Source organism: Flavobacterium sp. AK-345, from assembly GCF_058310175.1.
This window is the reverse complement of the sequence record NZ_JBZEER010000005.1, coordinates 34317-50651: the sequence shown is the minus strand read 5'-3', so window position 1 is coordinate 50651 and position 16335 is coordinate 34317. Positions and strand designations below refer to the sequence as shown.

The window sequence follows — 16335 nt, the reverse complement described above, 5'->3', positions numbered from 1 at the left end:
GAATCTAAAAAGTTATATTAATATTTATCTTAATCTGATATAAATGAAATTTGGAATTATAAAAGAAAGAAAAAACCCACCAGACAGACGTGTAGTATTTGCTCCGGGTGAACTTGCAAAATTAAAACAGCTTTATCATGATGCTACCGTGGAGGTAGAAAGCTCAGATATTAGAATTTTTTCCGACATTCAATATAAAAGTTTAGGGATTACTATTACAGATGATGTATCAAATTGTGATGTTTTATTTGGTGTCAAAGAAGTCCCGGTTGAAAATTTAATTCCAAATAAAGCATACTTCTTTTTTTCGCACACAATTAAGAAACAACCTTATAATCAAAAACTACTAAAAGCAATTTTAGAAAAAAACATCGATTTGTATGATCATGAAACTATAGTTGATGAGCATAATCGCCGTTTAATAGGTTTTGGAAAGTATGCCGGAATGGTTGGTGTTTATAGCGGAATTCGTGCTTTCGGAATAAAATTTGAACTTTTCAAGCTTCCAAAAGCGGAAACTCTTGCCGGAAAAGATGATTTAATTAAACATCTAAAGCGTATTACAATCCCAGCTTTGAAGTTTGTCGTTACCGGAACAGGAAAAGTAGGCTCCGGGGCGAAAGAAATTCTGGATGCGATTAAAATAAAAGAAATCACAGTTGAAAATTATTTAACAAAGAACTATACACAAGCGGTATATGTTCAGCTGGATGTTTTAGAATATAACAAACGAATTGACGGTCAAGCTCTTGATTTTAATGATTTTGTAGAGCATCCTGAAGCTTATGTTTCTGATTTTGAAAAATTCACTAAAGTTTCAGATATTTATTTTGCGGGTCATTTTCACGCAAGTGGCGCTCCGATGATTTTAACCAAAGAAATGCTCAATGCCAGCGACTGTAAAGTAAAAGTAGTGGCAGATATTTCTTGTGATGTAAACGGACCAATTGCCTGTACGTTGCGTTCGTCAACAATTGCTGAGCCTTTATATGGTTATTTTCCTTTAGAAGATAAAGAAGTAGATGTTTTTCACCCTGCTGCGGTTGTGGTTATGGCAGTTGATAATTTGCCATGCGAAATTCCAAAAGATGCCAGCGAAGGTTTTGGTGAACAATTTATGGAACATGTTATTCCTGCCTTTTTTAATGGCGATAAAGATGGAATTCTTAAACGTGCCAAAATCACCGAAAATGGTAAGTTAACACCAAGATTTGCGTATTTACAAGACTACGCTGACGGGAAGTAAAAAAAGTTTCAGGTTTCAGGTTTCAAGTTAAAAAGCGGTATAAAACTTTTAAAGTTTTATACCGCTTTTTGTTATTCAAATAGTTTGTAGTTAGTTCTGCGATCCAGAACGTGAAACCTGAAACTTGAAACTTTTTTAAATAAAAAATCTAAACCATCTCCTCCGGTTTCACCCAGGCGTCAAAATCGTCTGGAGTTACATAACCCAAACGAACGGCTTCGTCTTTTAGAGTAGTTCCGTTTTTGTGTGCGGTTTGAGCGATTTCTGCCGCTTTATAATAACCAATTTTAGTATTTAAAGCCGTAACAAGCATTAATGAATTGTCAACTAATTCTTTGATGCGTTTATAGTTAGGTTCAATTCCCTGAGCGCAATGCTCGTCGAATGAAACACAAGCATCTCCTAATAATCGCGCAGATTGAAGGAAATTAGCAGCCATAACAGGTTTAAAAACATTTAGTTCATAATGTCCCTGCATTCCGCCAACGGCAATTGCCATATCATTTCCAATAACCTGAGCACAAACCATGGTTAAAGCTTCGCATTGTGTTGGATTCACTTTTCCGGGCATGATAGACGATCCGGGCTCGTTTTCTGGGATATGAATTTCGCCAATTCCGGAACGTGGACCAGAAGCCAGCATTCTAACATCGTTGGCGATTTTATTTAAAGAAACAGCTAATTGTTTTAATGCACCGTGTGTTTCAACAATGGCATCGTGAGCAGCCAAAGCTTCAAATTTATTCTCTGCAGTTACAAAAGGATGATTGGTAAATTGTGCAATATATTCGGCCACTTTTACGTCGTAACCTTTTGGAGTATTAAGTCCGGTTCCAACGGCTGTTCCGCCTAAAGCGATTTCAGACAAATGAGCTAAAGTATTTTTTAAAGCTTTTAATCCGAATGCCAATTGAGCAGCATATCCTGAAATTTCCTGTCCTAATGTTAACGGTGTTGCATCCATAAGGTGCGTACGTCCAATCTTTACAACATCCTTAAATTCTTTCGCTTTTGCGGATAAAGTAGCGTGTAGTTTTTCGACTCCGGGAATTGTGGTTTCCACAATCATTTTGTAAGCAGCTATATGCATTCCGGTTGGGAAAGTATCGTTAGATGACTGTGATTTATTTACATCATCATTTGCTTTTATAAATTGTTCACCTTCGCCAATTTCAAAACCTTTAAGAACCTGAGCACGATTTGCAATTACTTCATTTACGTTCATATTACTTTGCGTACCTGAACCGGTCTGCCAAATTACAAGCGGAAATTGATCGTCTAGTTTTCCTTCTAAAATTTCATCGCAAACAGCAGCAATGGCATCACGTTTTTCGATTGGCAAAACGCCCAAATCGTGATTGGCATAAGCGGCCGCTTTTTTAAGATAGGCAAAACCTTCTATAATTTCTTGTGGCATAGACGCCGATGGACCAATTTTGAAATTATTTCTGGAACGTTCTGTTTGTGCACCCCAATATTTATCGGCTGGGACCTGAACTTCGCCCATGGTGTCTTTTTCTATTCTGTATTTCATTTTGTTGTATGTATGATTATTGTTTGTTGTTTGTTGTGGTGTATTGAACGCGGATGACGCTGATTTACTTCATAAAAACGCTGATTAAAACGGATTTTTTATTTTCATGTTTAAATTTCTTTTGAAAACGATTGCCCTAGCCCTGATGGGAACGACATCCTTTTGTGGCGGGGTTCGCCACAAAAGATATAGTGGACAGCAGGAAACAGCTCCTGAAAACACTCATATTCTTCTTATTTAGATAGTTAAATAATAATCGTGAAAAACCCTTATTTAAAATGAGTTTAAATATACGGATAATTGTGATTTTACGAAAATTGATTTGGATTTTATTGCTAAGGAAAAATATAAAACTTACATTTGTCATTACATTCAAAAATTCCGGAAAACATGTTTGAATTTTCACAGTACTTAGGTTTTTTACTTTTCTTGACCATACTAACTATAGGGTTTTGGTTGATGTTTTTCTTAGTTGGTTTCGTATCTTATTGGGTTACGGGTGCTAGCTGGGAAATGTTCAAAGAGAAAAGAGCAAAGAAAAGACAAGAACAATCGATTTAATTTTAAATTGATTTCAATAAAAAAGGACCCGTTTTACGAGTCCTTTTTTTATGCTAAAAAAATAAATTCCAATTTTTTTTAAATTCCAAATTCCAACAAGAGAAATCAAAATCGCAATTAAAAAATTCCAAATTCCAATTTTATAAACCTGATTATTAGGTTCTAAAGTTGGAATTTGGAATTTAAAAAATTTGGAATTTAACTGATGTTATCCTGGGAATTCTCCTCCGCCATCTCCGCCACCTTCATTTTTAGGCATTGCATTTTTCTCTCGTTCGTTTTTAGCTTTGTTAAAACGATAGGTAAACGATAAGTTGAATTGACGTTTACGGAATTGCATTTCGCTGTATGATGTTTGATTTTCAAGATAAGTATATGATTTCATGATTCTTGAGTTGAAAATATCACTAATATTAAAAGCAATTGTAGCTTTGTCTTTTAATACATCTTTACTAAAAGCAGTATTGATACCCAACTGACCTAAGTTTTTACCTTGTGCAGTTTTTTGCTCTCCATTGTACATTCCGGTTAATTGCCAATCGATTTTGTACGGCAAAGTAACTTTAGAATTAATTCTTGCAAACCATGAATTTGCTTGGTTGTCAAGATTTTGTACTACTGTTTCTCCGGTTACAACATCTACATAGCTGTTTTCTCCCGTTGTTTTTACATTGTAAAAGTTGAAGTTACTGTTTACTTTCCACCATTTAAAAGGTGTGTAATTGAAGGTAAATTCAAAACCAAATTTTTGCTCCTGACCTAAGTTAATAGGTTTGCTTAAAATAACAGGAATTCCATTTACTAATTCGCCGGTAGGAGATCTCACAAAACTGAAAACGTCTTTCGTATCTTCAAAATAAGCCGAAGTATTGAAAGTTACTTTGTCCCAACGCTTGATAAAGCCGATATCGTATTTGTCTGTTAATGATGGGTCTAAGTCTGGATTTCCCTGAAAAATATTAATGTTACTTGAGTAATTTGTTGCAGGGTTCATAAAACGTCCTCTCGGTCTCGATAAACGCTTGCTGTAACTTGCTGTAAAATTACTTTGATCTGAAATTTCGTAGCTAATAAACGCACTTGGAAATAAGTTGTTGTATTTTTTAGTGTTGAAATCGTTATTGTCTAATAAGTTAACCTGGATATTAGTGTCTTCCCAGCGCAAACCAAATAAGTAAGAAAATTTGTTTACTTTGAAACCATATTGGGTATAAAGTGCATTGATGTTTTCTTTATATTCCAATGTATTTGATAAATTTGGATCTGGTTGATTTAGATCGTCTGTTATTACATATTGGTTGTTCAGGTCGCCAAAACTTCCTTTATATCCAGCTTCAAACTGGCCTCCTTTGCCTAATGGCAAAACATAATCAGCCTGTAATAAAACTTGTTTTTGAACCTGATCGTTTAAAGTAGTATTGAAATTTGGCGATGCGGTAATAATACTGTTGCTGTCATCTGTATTTCTTGAAATAGATAAATCAGCAGTAAGTTTATGACCTTTGTCGTTGAAGTTTTTGATTAAATTAGAAGTAAACTCTACGTTTTCACTTCCGGTATCGGCATTGTTTAATCGAGATGAAGCTCCGGTAAAAGTACGGGCAGCGTCGTAATTATTGTAGTTGATTACATCTACATCTTCTCCGGTATTTTTTTGGTAGTTAATGGCGTTTGTCCAAAAAGTAGTTGGTGTTAATGTCCATTCTATACCCGCTCTTCCGTTAAATCCGTCTCTGGTTCTTTTAGTATCACGATCTTCGTCTAAATAACTTTTAGTTGTACCGTCTTCGTTAAAATATTCAGAATTAGTTTTTCCGCCACCTTCGTTTGTTCTGTAGTTGTAACCTCCAGTGGTAAAGTAGTTTAATTTTTCTGTTTTATAGTTTAAATTGGCGCTTAAACCATACGTTTCAGGAAGTCCTGTCGAAGCAATAAAAGTTCCGTTGAAACCTTGATTTTTTCCTTTTTTCAAAATAATATTGATCAAACCAGAACCGCCTTCTGCATCATAACGGGCCGATGGGTTGGTAATAACTTCTACTTTGTCAATAGCATCTGCCGGAAGCTGACGTAAAGCTTCGGCAACATTAATAGCGTTTGATGGTCTTCCGTCAATTAAAATACGGATATTATCGCTTCCTCTTAAGCTTACATTTCCTTCTGTATCAACAGAAACCGAAGGAACGTTATCAAGAACATCACTTACAGTTCCGCCCTTAACGATCATATCCTGACCAACGTTGTAAACTTTTTTATCAAGTTTTATTTCTACTGTCGATTTTTCTGCACGAACTACAACTTCATTCAATTGGGCTGCATCTTCAGACAGGTTTACTACACCTAAGTTAGTATCATCCTCAATGCTTTTTTGTTTAATTTCGGTTGATTTAAAAGAAATAAACTCAATTTTTATGTCGTAAGTTCCTGGTGCAACAGCAACTTCAAATTCACCTTTTGGGTTCGTTATTCCTCCGGCAATAACTTTGGTGTCGTTAGGTGCCATTATCGAAATTGTTGCATATTCAAGTGGTTGTTTACTCACTTTTTCGAAAACTTTTCCGGTAACTTTTACCTTGTTTCTTCCTGCAGGTGGTTGTTGCGCATAATTGTAAAAACTTGTAAAAAGCAATACAAGTAATACAGCAAATTTGATTTGTTTCATTGTTTTTTCTGGTTTCTTTTTCTTTTTAGACCGCAAATGTAGCTTTTGGTTTAAAGAGAGAAATCACAAAAAAATGTTAATGTGCTTCTTTATAATCAATCTAAAAAGGCAGCAACCAAATCAGGATCTCTTCCTATAATGGCTTTTCCGTCTTTTACAACAATTGGGCGTTCAATTAAAATAGGATTGTCAATCATGGACTGAATAATTTCATCATCATTCATTGTTTTTTCTTTATAATTTTCGATCCATATTTTTTCTTTAGTTCTCACTAATTGAATAGGTTGAAGATCTAATTTTTGTAATAAAGATTTTAATTCGTCAAAAGAAGGCGTTTCTGTTAAGTACGGAATAATTTCATATTCCTGATTTGACTGATCAATAAATGCAAGACAAGTTCTTGATTTTCCACAACGGGGATTATGATAAATTTGTATCATTTTGTTAATTTTAATATGTTGTAAGGCAGTTAAAGTAAAATTTAGGTATTTTAGCTACACCAAAAGTAAGATTTACTTATTTATCATATATCTTTTAAAAGCAATAAATATATCATAACTTTAAAAGATATTATTTCTCATTTTTTAAATTTTTAATATATGTTTTTAGAACAAGGAATTAAGCCCGAAAATAAATTTTGGAAATACCTTATTGGATCAGTCATTATTATTACAGCATCATTTGTTGGTCAAATTCCTTTTTCTGTCGCAGTTCTGTATAAAAGTTTTAAAGATAAAGCTGTTTTTCCTACGGATAATGCGGAAGTAATGAAAATGTTTGAGCCTAATCTGACATTGTTTTTGGTCATGATATCTTTTGCTTTTGCCTTTGCCGGAATTTATTTCGTAGTAAAGTATCTGCACAATCAAACTCTTTTATCAATTACAACATCACGTCAAAAAATAGATTGGGGGAGGGTTTTCTTTTCCTTCATTTTATGGGCGGTTTTTTCAATAATTAGCTTTTTTATAATTTATTTCAGAGCTCCTGAAAATTTTGTGTGGAATTTTAAATTAGTTCCGTTTTTAATTTTGGTAGCTGTTGGTTCTATTTTAATTCCGATACAAACCAGTACAGAGGAATATGTTTTTAGAGGATATTTAATGCAAGGATTTGCCAATTTATCTCTAAACAAATGGTTTCCATTACTGATGACTTCACTAATTTTTGGATCTATGCATGTTTTTAATCCTGAAGTAACAAAAATGGGTTACATTATTATGATTTATTACATCGGTACAGGTCTGTTTTTAGGAGTAATTACCCTTATGGATGAAGGAATGGAATTGGCTTTAGGTTTTCATGCTGCTAATAATTTGGTAGGTGCTTTATTGGTAACTTCGGATTGGACGGTTTTTCAAACACATTCTGTTTTTATAGATTTGTCAGAACCTTCTGCGGGTCTGGATGTTATCCTGCCTGTGGTAGTGGTTTATCCTATTTTGCTTTTTATTTTTACTAAAAAATACAATTGGAGTAACTGGAAAGAAAAATTAACTGGAAAAATAAACGTAGTAGAATCATCAAATTAAATATCATATGTTACAGTTAACGCATAAAAATGTTCACAATTATTTTAAAATAAACGGATATCATTTAACTGCAGATGAATTGCGTCGCGTGGGTTATGATTATATAAAAGAAGGCGATGCAAATGATAGAGCTATAGGCGAGTTTTTATTGGATTGGTTCGATGATAAAGATTATATCGAAATGAGAACTTCGGGAACAACAGGATTGCCAAAAGTGGTAAAACTGCAAAAACAAGCCATGATTCAATCTGCATTGGCTACCGGAGATTTTTTCGAATTAGAACCTCGCGATAAAGCTTTACTTTGTTTACCTGTAAAATTTATTGCTGGTAAAATGATGCTGGTTCGTAGTTTTATTTTAGGTCTTGATTTAGATATCGTTGAACCAAGCACGCATCCATTAGCTTTAAACACAACTAAATATGATTTTGTTGCAATGGTACCTTTACAAGTTCAAAATTCAATTGAAGCTTTACAAAATGTTAAAAAACTGATTGTTGGCGGAGCTAAGATGGATTCATCTCTTGAGGAAAAAGTTTTACCGTTAAAAACAGAAGTTTATGAAACTTATGGGATGACGGAAACCATTACTCATATCGCTGCAAGAAGGGTAGGAGAAAACGTTTTTACCGTTTTGCCAAACGTAAAAATTGCTCAGGATGATCGTGGCTGTCTTGTTATTACTGTTGATACCATTTCTGAGGAACCAATAGTAACTAACGATTTGGTAGAAATAATAAGAGAAAATCAGTTTATTTTTTTAGGAAGAATTGATAATGTTGTCAATAGTGGAGGAGTAAAATTGATTCCAGAGCAAATAGAAGCAAAACTGATTGATAAAATTAATTCCAGATTTTTTGTTACCGGAATCCCGGATACTGTTTTGGGCGAAAAATTAATTTTGGTTATCGAAGGTGAAAAACAAGATTTTGCAACTGATTTTTTTGATGTTCTGGACAAATATGAAAAACCAAAAGAAATTGTTTTTGTTCCGAAATTTAAAGAAAACGAAAACGGGAAATTGTTGCGTAAACCGAGCTTGGTATAAAATTACAATAAAAAAATCCCAAATTCCAATTTTATAGTTGGGATTTGGGATTTAATTTTTTGAAATTTATTTCCTTATTCTTTTCTCTCTAATAATGCCATATAAAAACCATCAAACCCAGATTCTGAGGCCAAAATTTTACGGTCTTTTATAAAATTAAATTGTTTTCCTATTTCAGTTTTCAGGAATTTTTCAACTTGCTCCTGATTTTCCGATGGTAAAACGGAACATGTTGCATAAACTAATTTTCCGCCTGGTTTTACAATTTTAGAATAGCTTTCTAAAACTTCAGACTGAACTTTACGAATGTTGTCAATAAATTCAGGCTGTAATTTCCATTTTGCATCAGGATTTCTTTTTAACACTCCTAAACCGCTACAAGGCGCATCAATTAGAACACGATCTGCTTTTTCGTGTAGTTTTTTGATCACTTTTGTAGTATCGATAATGCGATATTCAATATTAAAAGCACCATTTCTTTTGGCTCTTAATTTCAATTGTTTCAATTTACTTTCGTACAAATCCATTGCAATCAATTGTCCCTTGTTTTCCATGAGAGAAGCAATATGCAATGTTTTTCCACCTGCTCCGGCGCAAGTATCTACAACACGCATTCCTGGTTTTACATCCAGAAAACCAGCCACTAATTGTGAGTTGGCATCCTGAACCTCAAAAAGGCCTTGCTTAAAAGCGTCTGTTAAAAATACATTAGCTCTTTCTTTTAAAACTAAAGCTTCAGGCTGATCTTTTAAATATTCTGTTTCAATATTTAAATCCATCAACGTGTTTCTCAGGTTTTCTTTCGTTCCTTTAAGTGTATTTGTTCTTAAAATAACTTTAGCAGGCTGGTTTTGAGCAGCAATTTCTTTAGACCAAACTTTTTCGCCTAATTCTTTTACTCCCAATTCATCCATCCAGTCCGGAATAGATTCTTTGAATGCTCTAACTTTTGAAAGTTCGTCAAAACGTCCTTTTATTTTTCTTTCAGGTGTGCCTTCTAATTGTTTCCAATCCGGAATTGGATATCCTCTTAAAACGGCCCAAACTGCAAACATTCTCCATAAATTGTCTCTGTCAAATGGTTCTTTAACTTCGGCAATTTCAGCATATAATCTTTTCCAACGAACAATTTCGTATATCGTTTCAGCAACAAACTTCCTGTCAGAACTTCCCCAACGTTTGTCTTTTTTTAAGGCTCTTGCTACCACTTTGTCTGCATATTCTCCTTCATTGAAAATTGCATTTAAAGAATCGATGGTAGTATAAACTAAATTTCTGTGTAATCTCATTTTTATTATTTGAGTTGCAAAGGTACTATTAATTGATTGAAAGTTAAATTTTTAATTCTAATTGTGGTTTCAACTTTCATTAAAAAGAAAAAAAACACTCTAATAAAGTTTAAAAGAGTGTTTTCTGAATTTATTTTGAAATAACTTTTATTTTATAATTCTCGTTAATCCAATATTTTCCGGAGCATGAAGCACCATTGGGAATTTCTCTATTTTTACAGAACTACTATCTAAACCGAAAGCCCTTTCTTCAGACAAACTTAATTTTTTGATGAAGAAATAAGAATTCATGATAATATTCTCGTGCCATCTTAAATCATTGTCGTTTGATAAAAACTTCTCAGACAATACAAATTTAAAGTCACCAATAATATTGTTTTTATTTAATGATTCGTAACGACTTGTAATATCTACTTCGCCATTTTTTACCATATCTCTGATTACTTCACGAAACATCAAATTGATTTTTGTTGGCTCTCTAAAACCTAAATTAAAATCAACTCTGTAAATATCGTCTTTTGCAATTTCAGTTACTTTGTATTGTGTTTTGTATGGTTCAGTTAAAATATTTACATGTACAAACCAATAAATGTCAGCTCTTTTAGGACGTTTTTGTAATATAGAATACATTACTTTTTGTTCTAATTCGTCAACACGATTGGCATTGGTCATGTAAACTAAATGCGTAGCATATTTTGGTATCGATAAATCTTTGCTTAACTCAACTAATACTTTTTTGTAATCGTCAATCTTAACGATTTTGGTGTAGTTTTTATTTATTTTCTTAGCCAGATACCAAATGGTCATAATCGAAATTAAAACTGCAGCGATAATTAAAGTTACATAACCACCTTCGGCAAATTTGGTAACATTGGCAATTAAAAAGCTAAATTCGATCAATAAATAAATAGTGATTAACGGAACCATGAAATATAATTTTATTCTTTTCATGATTAAGTAATAGTTCAGCAAAATAGTAGTCATGATCATACATAACACGATCGCTAAACCGTAGGCATGCTCCATATTACTAGATTTTTCGAAGTGAAGAACGATTCCCACACAACCAAAAAACAATAACCAGTTAATCGACGGAATATACAATTGTCCTTTTACTTCAGTAGGATATTTGATTTTTACTTTAGGCCAGAAATTCAATCGCATCGCCTCGTTAATCAAAGTAAACGATCCGCTAATTAAAGCTTGAGATGCAATTACAGCTGCCAAAGTTGCTATAATAATTCCCACAGGCTGAAACCAGTCCGGCATGATTAAGTAAAACGGATTTCCATTTTCTCCGCCCAAAGTCTGTAAAGTTTGACCTTCATGGTGAATTAAATAAGCTGCCTGACCAAAGTAGTTTAATACTAAAGTTAGTTTTACAAAAATCCAGCTTATTCTAATGTTTTTTCTTCCGCAGTGTCCCATGTCTGAATACAAAGCCTCGGCTCCGGTTGTACATAAAAATACTAGCCCAAGAACGAAAAATCCTTCCGGATGTACTTGCAGTAAATGATAAGCATAATACGGGTTAATGGCTTTTATAACTTCGACATGTTGCGCAATTTGAATAACTCCTAAAGTTCCCAACATGGTAAACCAAATTAACATCATTGGTGCGAAAAATTTACCAACTAGTTTAGTTCCAAATTGTTGAATTGTAAATAAAACAAATAAAATCCCGATAACGATTGGAATAGTATTTATTTCAGGATAGTATGTTTTTATTCCCTCTATAGCAGATGATACTGAGATGGGCGGTGTAATAATTCCGTCTGCCAGCAAGGCGCTACCACCAATAATTGCAGGAACAATAAGCCACTGTATTTTTGTTTTTTTGACTAATGCATATAAAGCAAAAATACCACCTTCGCCATGATTGTCAGCGCTTAAGGTAATAAGGACGTATTTTATAGTAGTCTGTAATGTTAATGTCCAAAAAACACATGAAATACCTCCTAAAACGATATCCGCAGTAATAGCATGCTCGCCAAGGATGGCTTTCATTACATACAATGGAGAAGTACCAATATCTCCATAAATAATTCCTAGTGTGATTAATAAACCCCCAATAGACAACTTACTGTGTAAGTTTTTATGTGCTGCGCTCATGTATATTTTTATAAAAGACGGTTGCAAATTTACTGTTTTAAAACAAATTAGCGGTAATTAAAATTAAAAAGATAAAAAAAAGCACAATCGTCAAATTGTGCTTTAATTTTTTATTAAGAAATAAGAATTTATTAACCTCTTCTTCCGCCGCCTCTTGATGAGTTAGATCCGCTTTCTCCTCTTTGCGGTTGGCTGCTTCTTGATTCCTGACTTGCTCTAGGAGATTCAGAACGTTGCGTGTTTTGAGAGCTTTGTGCTCTTGATGAGTTATTATTAGAACTTGATCTGCTGCTTTCAGAATAGCTTCTGGTTGGCTGTGTCTGTTGAGGCACAGAGGCTGGTCTGCTTGTGTTTGATCTGTTTTCAGAATAACTTCTTGTAGGCTGTGTTTGTTGTGAAGCTGTAGAAGTTCTGTTAGTATTAGATCTGTTTTCGCTTGAATATCCTCTTGATTCAGTTCTTTGTGTATTATTATCAACTCTTGCAGAATTATTTGGCGTAGCCGAATTATTTCTACCCGCAGTAGCTCTTTCAGAATTGTAACTTCTGTTTGTATTAGTTCTGTTTTCTGTGTAATTTCTGTTTGTTGTTGTTCTGTTATCAGAACCAGAAACTCTATTAGAATTAGATCTGTTTGTGTTATATGTGTTTGATCCTCTGTTTGTTTCTCTGCTTGCAACACGTCTTTGATCTAACTCATAACGATTATTTACATTTGAATGTCTTTGAGAGAAACCGTAATTAGGGCGCATTGTTTCGTAACCATAACTACGTCTTGTTTGATAGATAACAGGAGCTCTGTAACTTCTACGTGTGTTTACATAGTTGTAATGGTTGTTTACGTTGATGCAAACATTAACGTTGTTTCTATATCTGTAAATAGGGTAAGGTCTCCAGGCAGAATAATATGTTGGGTAAACATTCCAACCCCAAGTTGAATAATATGGTCTGTAATTTGTTACCCAAAATGAAGTGTAAATTACTGGTGCTACACTATAAACAGGCTCGTAAATGTAATTATCTCCATATAAATAACTGTTACCCACAACCTGAACAACAACTTTATTAGAATTGTCTCTTTCAATATCTATAGTTGCAATGTCCTGATACACATCACGATCAAGTACAGCCTGAATAATTACAACGTGAGTTCTGTCTTCTACAGATTCTATTACACGTAAATAATCAACCTGGTCATCACCATTTAAGTCAAGGTTTGAAATTTGATATTTAGGATCGTTCAGTCTTCTTTCAAAATCCTGAAGATTATCTGAATCTCCAAACATCGAGGCAACAGCTCTAAGATCAAGGTTATCACTTATATCTGAATTTTTTGCATATACAGTAGTTTGGCTTTGTGCTTTACAAGATCCAAAACCTATTGCTATTATCGCTATTAAAAGTAGTTTCGTTTTCATGATAAAATCATATTAAGTTTAATATTGTTGGATATCCAATTACTGTGCCAGAAAAAAATATCAAACCTCTTTTAAATGTTATAAATAATTGTATTTTAGCAATAAAAAAAATCTAATCTATATGAAAAAAGTACTTTTATTTTGCACTCTATTTGTTTTGATGGTGTCTTTTAAAACGCTGAACTTCAATGAGAAAAAAGCTTTGTTCGGTGGTTTTACTTCAGTACAAATAGATACTTTATTTAAGGATAAAATTAGTATTAGAGCAATATTAATTGATAAAAATAAAGTGTGGTACGGAGGAGATTATTCTCGCTTTGGCTATTATGATTTAGATAAAAACGAAAAATTTGAAGAACATATTTATCGTGACACTTTAAAATTAGAGTTCAGAAGTATCGCACAAACTTCACAAAATATATATTTATTAAGTGTTGCAAATCCTGCTTTGCTTTATCAGGTTTCTAAAAAAACACAAAAAGTAAAACTAGTTTATAAAGAAATCAATCAGAAAGTTTTTTACGATAGTATGCAATTTTGGAACGATAAAGAAGGTATTGCAATTGGAGATCCAACAGAAGATACATTTTCTATAATTGTGACCCGCGACGGAGGTGAAACATGGACAAAATTATTATCAGATAAATTGCCAACAAACTCGCAAGGAGAGGCGGCTTTTGCAGCAAGTAACACGAATATTGTAATTAATGGAAATGATACATGGCTGGTTTCCGGAGGAAAAAAAGCACGTGTTTTTTACTCTGCCGATAAAGCAAAAACATGGAAAGTTATTGAAACTCCAATCGTACAGGGAAAGGCAATGACGGGTATTTTTACAGCCGATTTTTATGATTCTAAACACGGATTTATTGCCGGAGGAGATTATGATCTTCCAAACAAAAAATCAAATAATAAAGCTTTTACTGCTGATGGCGGAATGACATGGACATTAATAGGTCAGGATATGGGGTTTGGATACGCTTCTTGTATACAATACGTTCCGGGTGGAAATGGAAAAGAAATTATATGTGTTGGTTCAGAAGGGATACAATACTCTCAAAATGGAGGTGAAAACTGGATGCAGTTATCTACTGATTCCTCTCTGTTTACGATTCGTTTTGTCAATAGAAATACAGCTATTGCTGCAGGTTTTAATAAAGTAATCCGTCTTCGATTTAAATAATAATTGTTGTATTTTACCGCAAAGTGCGCTAAGGTTTATTTAAGCATATGTTTAGAAAACACAAAGTTCGCAAAGCTAATTAAATAGAAAGCTTTGCGAACTTTGCGTTTTCTAACCCAATCATATTAAAAAATTTTGCATGCCTTGCGGTTAAAATCGTACTTAGAATTTAGTACTTAAATAAAATAACAAGACCCCTAAATAATAAAGTAAGTATTATTATATAGGGGCCTTGTCGCTGTTGTTTCTTTTATTCTTTTTTGGCAGCTTTATCGCGATATTGTTTTAGCAATTTTCGATTAAAGTCATCTTCAGATTTTTTAAGCTTTAGTATTTTTTTTGCCGAAAGGACTTTTTTAAGATTTGTCATATATTTTTCACGCAAAAGATATAATTCTTTATCAGTACTTTCTATTTGTGCCAAAAGTGTTGCTGCATCTTTTTCAGATAAAGAATTGATATTATCATCATCTAATCGTCGTAAATACATTTTCATTTTTTCATGACGCAATTCAAATTGTTTGTCGTCATAAGTGTTGTAAATTGGCCAGAATTTTTCTGCTTCTGTTGAAGTAAGTTCCAGTTCTGTCGTTAAAAAAGAAACTTTATAAGCTTTGATTTTTTCGCGTTTTTCGTCTTTATCACTTTGTGCATAAAATGAAAAACTTACTAAAAACAGCAGAATCGGTAGTATATTTTTTTTCATCTTTTAAGTTTTTTATTCTGAAATTAAATTTTCAATGTTTGGATTTGAAGATAAAATATCTTCCAGTGTTTCCTGTTCAATAGCAACACTCTTATTAAGTTTGTCAATATCTTTTGTATCCAATTCTTTAATTAAATCATATTGATTCAAATTAGACTGATAGGTTAAATAGGTTTCTAAAGTAGCTTCGTCAAGTTCTTTTGATGTATTGTTGTAGTTGTTTACTATCGGAATTAATAATCCTATAAAAACAACGGCAGCAGCAAGCATCGAAAGAACATTTTTACGTTTGTAAATCGGAATTACTTTTACCTCTTTCGTTTCGTTAATTTGCTGTAAAACTTTTGCTGAAAAATCATCAAAATAATGATCCGGAGTTTTAAATCCAGTTGTTATTTTCGGTTCGTTTTCTAATTTAAATGGTTTCATAATGTCTATAAGATATGTTTTATAACAAAAGGTTTAATTTGATGTAACATATAATTCGATTTTTTTTACTGCATGATGATAAGATGCTTTGAGTGCTCCAACCGAAGTTCCCAGAATTTCTGCGATTTCTTCGTATTTTAATTCCTGGAAATATTTCATTTTAAACACCAATTGCTGCTTTTCCGGCAATTTTACAATAGCTTTTTGAAGTTTAATCTGAATCTCATCACCATCAAAATAAGTATCGGCTTTTAAATTGTCGATTGTTTTATTTTGTAAAGCTTCTGATGTTATTCCGTTTAATTTTGCTTTTTGACTCAAAAAAGTCAATGCTTCATTGGTAGCAATGCGATACATCCAGGAAAAGAGTTTACTTTCTCCCTTAAAATTTTTTAAATACTGAAAGACCTTCACAAAGGTATTTTGCAAAACGTCATCGGCATCATCATGGTTTAAAACAATGTTTCGAACATGAGAATACAGTGGTTTCTGATAATCAGACACGAGTTTTTGAAACGCAATGTTTTGCGTTTTAGGATCTAATAATTGTGCGATAAATTCCTTCTCGTTTGTCAAGCTTTATCATTTAACTTATTAGAATGAATTTAAAACAAA

At 33.1% G+C, this 16335-nt stretch carries 13 protein-coding genes; 4 read left to right on the top strand and 9 right to left on the bottom strand.

Annotation, left to right across the window (positions count from 1 at the left end):
* The first annotated feature begins 43 nt into the window (after window positions 1-43).
* Window positions 44-1246 carry an NAD(P)-dependent oxidoreductase gene (locus AC4FQ3_RS10915; RefSeq protein WP_491181868.1) on the top strand — a complete coding sequence of 401 codons (1203 nt, stop codon included), beginning with the start codon at window positions 44-46 and terminating at the stop codon, window positions 1244-1246.
* 148 nt (window positions 1247-1394) lie between these two features.
* On the opposite strand, the gene fumC is transcribed toward AC4FQ3_RS10915, so the two are convergent.
* The 3 genes from fumC to arsC all read right to left on the bottom strand — a co-directional run bounded on the left by fumC (window position 1395) and on the right by arsC (window position 6443).
* Entirely contained in the window at window positions 1395-2780 is a 1386-nt protein-coding gene (gene fumC, locus AC4FQ3_RS10910) for a class II fumarate hydratase (protein WP_073395290.1), read from the bottom strand.
* Window positions 2781-3549: 769 nt separating this feature from the next.
* A complete protein-coding gene (locus AC4FQ3_RS10905) occupies window positions 3550-6003 on the bottom strand; it encodes a TonB-dependent receptor (protein WP_491181867.1) in 2454 nt (817 codons plus the stop codon).
* A 95-nt stretch (window positions 6004-6098) separates the two neighbouring features.
* Window positions 6099-6443 carry an arsenate reductase (glutaredoxin) gene (gene arsC / locus AC4FQ3_RS10900; RefSeq protein ID WP_491181866.1) on the bottom strand — a complete coding sequence of 115 codons (345 nt, stop codon included), beginning with the start codon at window positions 6441-6443 and terminating at the stop codon, window positions 6099-6101.
* 159 nt (window positions 6444-6602) lie between these two features.
* Here arsC and AC4FQ3_RS10895 point away from each other — a divergent pair, with 159 nt between their 5' ends.
* Together AC4FQ3_RS10895 and AC4FQ3_RS10890 are read left to right on the top strand one after the other, a co-directional pair.
* Entirely contained in the window at window positions 6603-7535 is a 933-nt protein-coding gene (locus AC4FQ3_RS10895; RefSeq protein WP_491181865.1) for a CPBP family intramembrane glutamic endopeptidase, read from the top strand.
* A 7-nt stretch (window positions 7536-7542) separates the two neighbouring features.
* On the top strand, window positions 7543-8583 hold the full coding sequence (locus tag AC4FQ3_RS10890; RefSeq protein WP_491181864.1) for an AMP-binding protein: 1041 nt from the start codon (window positions 7543-7545) through the stop codon (window positions 8581-8583).
* A 74-nt stretch (window positions 8584-8657) separates the two neighbouring features.
* Here the strand turns inward: AC4FQ3_RS10890 and AC4FQ3_RS10885 are convergent, their stop codons facing one another.
* The 3 genes from AC4FQ3_RS10885 to AC4FQ3_RS10875 form a co-directional block, all read right to left on the bottom strand.
* Window positions 8658-9872 (bottom strand): RsmB/NOP family class I SAM-dependent RNA methyltransferase, encoded by a 1215-nt coding sequence (locus tag AC4FQ3_RS10885; RefSeq protein WP_042563127.1) that lies wholly within the window; start codon window positions 9870-9872, stop codon window positions 8658-8660.
* A gap of 147 nt (window positions 9873-10019) precedes the next feature.
* Window positions 10020-11984 carry a KUP/HAK/KT family potassium transporter gene (locus AC4FQ3_RS10880; protein ID WP_042563126.1) on the bottom strand — a complete coding sequence of 655 codons (1965 nt, stop codon included), beginning with the start codon at window positions 11982-11984 and terminating at the stop codon, window positions 10020-10022.
* 131 nt (window positions 11985-12115) lie between these two features.
* Window positions 12116-13402: a hypothetical protein gene (locus AC4FQ3_RS10875; RefSeq protein WP_491181863.1), complete on the bottom strand. Its 1287-nt coding sequence runs from the start codon at window positions 13400-13402 to the stop codon at window positions 12116-12118.
* Window positions 13403-13523: 121 nt separating this feature from the next.
* On the opposite strand from AC4FQ3_RS10875, the gene AC4FQ3_RS10870 reads away from it, so the two are divergent.
* A complete protein-coding gene (locus AC4FQ3_RS10870) occupies window positions 13524-14585 on the top strand; it encodes a WD40/YVTN/BNR-like repeat-containing protein (protein WP_042563124.1) in 1062 nt (353 codons plus the stop codon).
* Window positions 14586-14835: 250 nt separating this feature from the next.
* Here the strand turns inward: AC4FQ3_RS10870 and AC4FQ3_RS10865 are convergent, their stop codons facing one another.
* From AC4FQ3_RS10865 to AC4FQ3_RS10855, 3 genes are read right to left on the bottom strand one after another with little or no spacing between them, the layout of a single operon-like run.
* Entirely contained in the window at window positions 14836-15291 is a 456-nt protein-coding gene (locus AC4FQ3_RS10865) for a sensor of ECF-type sigma factor (protein ID WP_302097041.1), read from the bottom strand.
* Window positions 15292-15303: 12 nt separating this feature from the next.
* On the bottom strand, window positions 15304-15720 hold the full coding sequence (locus AC4FQ3_RS10860; protein WP_302097040.1) for a hypothetical protein: 417 nt from the start codon (window positions 15718-15720) through the stop codon (window positions 15304-15306).
* Between the two features lie 33 nt (window positions 15721-15753).
* Window positions 15754-16296, bottom strand: a complete 543-nt coding sequence (locus AC4FQ3_RS10855) for an RNA polymerase sigma factor (RefSeq protein ID WP_302097039.1) — start codon at window positions 16294-16296, stop codon at window positions 15754-15756.
* Window positions 16297-16335: the final 39 nt, after the last annotated feature.